Raw genomic sequence first — 2,662 nt, forward strand, 5'->3', positions numbered from 1 at the left:
TGTTGGAGCGAGGGTCGTTGAGGGTGACCTTGCGCGGCTGAAAAGTGCCGTTGTTCACCTGCACCCGTCCACCCCCCAGCACCACATCTACCCCCTGCAGGCTGGTTTGGCTGGCTACAATCACGTCAAAGAGCCCGGTCAGGATCTCATAGGCGGTGGAGCTGGTGATGCGAATGCGACCGCCGTTGGTGCCATCGCCGCCATCCAGGGCCAGGTTGCTTTGCAAAGTTTCCCTGCCCGTCCCCAAAATCTCGATCAGCACCTCCAGGCCGGCTGTGGCAGTCTGAAGTCGCTGCGCCTCTGCAACTGCGTCTGCCAGTTTGGTAAAGGGGCCACTGGCCGGATCCACTCTCAGGATGATGGGCCCGCCACCTGGCGGAGGAAGAGGTGGAGAACTGCCGCCGCCACCCCCACAGCCGAGGGCAACCCCCGCCAACAGAGGCAGCAAGGCTGAACAGATCCCCCAACCAGATTTGGATACTTGGCCAAGCATAGGTGGAAAGCCCCTTACAAGCGCTTAGCGGTTAAGGTTGTTACAGCAACAAACAAGAGCAACAAACAACTGCCACGAGGTCAAAGTGCAGATGGCCAAGTTGCGATCCAATGCCCTCAGCAAAAGCATCCTCTGATGGATCCTCTGTTTAGTCAAGGCTTCGCCAGGGATCCGCAATCAATCGGCAACAAAAATCTCAAAAATCTAGCGCTCTTCAGGTACTTCGAGGGTTCCGGCGAGGATGTCTTGCTTCACCGCTTCCACAGCAGCCACCAAATCCGCTGAGAGCAAGGCTTGGTTGTATTCATCCAGGGCATAGCCCACACCCTCGTTCTCCAGGCCAAAGGTTTGAATGCCGCCGACAAAGTTGCCTTAAAGTTGCCTTCCACCACGCTGCGAATCACTTCATAGGTGGCCATATCCACCCGCTTCAGCATCGAGGTGAGACCGTGGTTGAGGGTGGCAGGGTTGTTATCGGTATCCCCCAGGTAGTTTTGGTTAGCATCCACACCGATAAAGAACAGCGGACGGGTATCTCCGCTGCAGATGCTGGCATAATCGGCGGGTTTGGGCACTTCCGCAAAGGGATCTCGAATGAAACTCACCCCGGCGGGCAGCCCTGTAGGATGCTGTTGGGCCAGAGCAGCCCAAAGAGCAGCGAGGTAACATCATCTCCCGCCGTATCCGTGTCGATCAAAAAGCGTTGCACAGCCATACCCAGGCTAAGCCCAAATCAGGGTGACATCTTAACCTTTGCGGGCAGTCTCAGGGCAGCCGCTGAGCCGGTGTATCTTGAAAAGGGATCCCTGTAGACCAGAGTTGGCGATGTCCTTCTCCATCCGCTCCATTACACCGCAACAGATGGCCCAATACCTACAGGATCCCGAGGCCGGCCCTCTGCAATTGATCGATGTGCGGGAACCGGCAGAGCTGGAGCTGGTGAATTTAAATGCCCTGGGCTTTCGCAACTACCCCTTGAGCCAGTACGAGGAATGGAGGGAACGGATCCTCACAGAGCTGGATCCAGATCGGCCAACTTTTGTGCTCTGTCATCATGGCCTCCGCTCTGCTCAGATGAGCCGGTGGCTACAGGCCAACGGGTTCACTCAGGTTCATAACATCAGCGGCGGCATTCACGCTTGGGCTTGTGAGGTGGATCCCTCCCTGCCCACCTATTGAGGTCACGGGCAAACCAGCACCATGTTCCCCATTCTTCATCTGCAGGGGGATCCCCAACAACGAGGCCAACAGTATGGATCCCAGGCGGCCCAACTCATTCGCCACAGCATTGCCAGCTACGCCCGCCAATTTGCCTACCGCTGTGGTCTCACCTGGCAGCAGGCCCAGGCCCAAGCAGAGGGATCCCTGCCCTGGCTAGAGCGCCACGTGCCCCACCTGCTGGAAGAAATCCAAGGAATTGCTGCGGGGAGTGGCTTTCGTTTCGCCGAGATTCTGGCCCTCAATTTGCGCACCGAAATTTTATCCAGATCGGTTCCCAGGGGATCCCATCCCGACTGCGCCGCTGCTCTGGAACACAATCTCCAAAACGGAGTACCCCAGCACCCAGCGGATCCTGCTCATGAATGCAAGGCAATGGAGAAACTCATCGATCCAAACCCAGCCAAGTCAGATGGGGGAGAATGTACTACCCTAGCGGCCTTGCCCCAGGTTACCTCCACCCACCACACCTACTTGGCCCAAACCTGGGATTGGCTTGGGGAGCAGCGCAGGGCCTGTGTGCTGTTGTGCGTTCGCTCCGATAACCACCCTGCCTACCTCACCCTGACCGAAGCTGGGATCCTGGCCAAAATCGGCCTCAACCGAGCAGGGTTGGCCGTGGCCCTCAACCTCTTGCGCTCTACCCTAGATGGGCAAACCGAGGGAATGCCGGTGCATTTGCTATTGCGCTTGTTGTTGGAGTGTGAGGAGTGGCAGCAAGCTGTGGAGAGGGTGAGATCCTATCCTTACACCGCGTCCTCTTGTGTCAGCGTTGCGGGTACCGCAGGACAGGCGGTAGGCCTACAGCCCGCTAGTGCAATCAGCTTTGAAATCAGTCCACGAGGAATTGGCCTGCATCTCCCTCAAGGAGGGATCCTCGCCCACACCAATCATTTCCTGGATCCGGCCTTGCGAGAAGATGAGCTGCCCCCCCATATAGGATCCTCCACA

The 2,662-nt window shown here is 57.6% G+C and carries 3 protein-coding genes and 1 pseudogene; 2 read left to right on the forward strand and 2 right to left on the reverse strand.

Annotated elements, in window-relative coordinates; translation table 11 throughout:
- Positions 1 to 448 (reverse strand): annotated as a pseudogene (locus NW819_RS14075) (right-handed parallel beta-helix repeat-containing protein); the annotation flags it as partial.
- A gap of 296 nt (positions 449 to 744) precedes the next feature.
- Positions 745 to 1,098 carry a hypothetical protein gene (locus NW819_RS14080; RefSeq protein ID WP_049749562.1) on the reverse strand — a complete coding sequence of 118 codons (354 nt, stop codon included), beginning with the start codon at positions 1,096 to 1,098 and terminating at the stop codon, positions 745 to 747.
- Between the two features lie 220 nt (positions 1,099 to 1,318).
- Here NW819_RS14080 and NW819_RS14085 point away from each other — a divergent pair, with 220 nt between their 5' ends.
- Both NW819_RS14085 and NW819_RS14090 read left to right on the forward strand, forming a co-directional pair.
- A complete protein-coding gene (locus NW819_RS14085) occupies positions 1,319 to 1,672 on the forward strand; it encodes a rhodanese-like domain-containing protein (RefSeq protein ID WP_414414128.1) in 354 nt (117 codons plus the stop codon).
- Between the two features lie 21 nt (positions 1,673 to 1,693).
- Positions 1,694 to 2,662 (forward strand): C45 family autoproteolytic acyltransferase/hydolase (locus NW819_RS14090; RefSeq protein WP_414414129.1); only part of this gene is annotated, 969 nt, incomplete at its 3' end.

The organism is Synechococcus sp. R8-2 (assembly GCF_047461715.1).
Classification (GTDB): domain Bacteria; phylum Cyanobacteriota; class Cyanobacteriia; order Thermostichales; family Thermostichaceae; genus Thermostichus.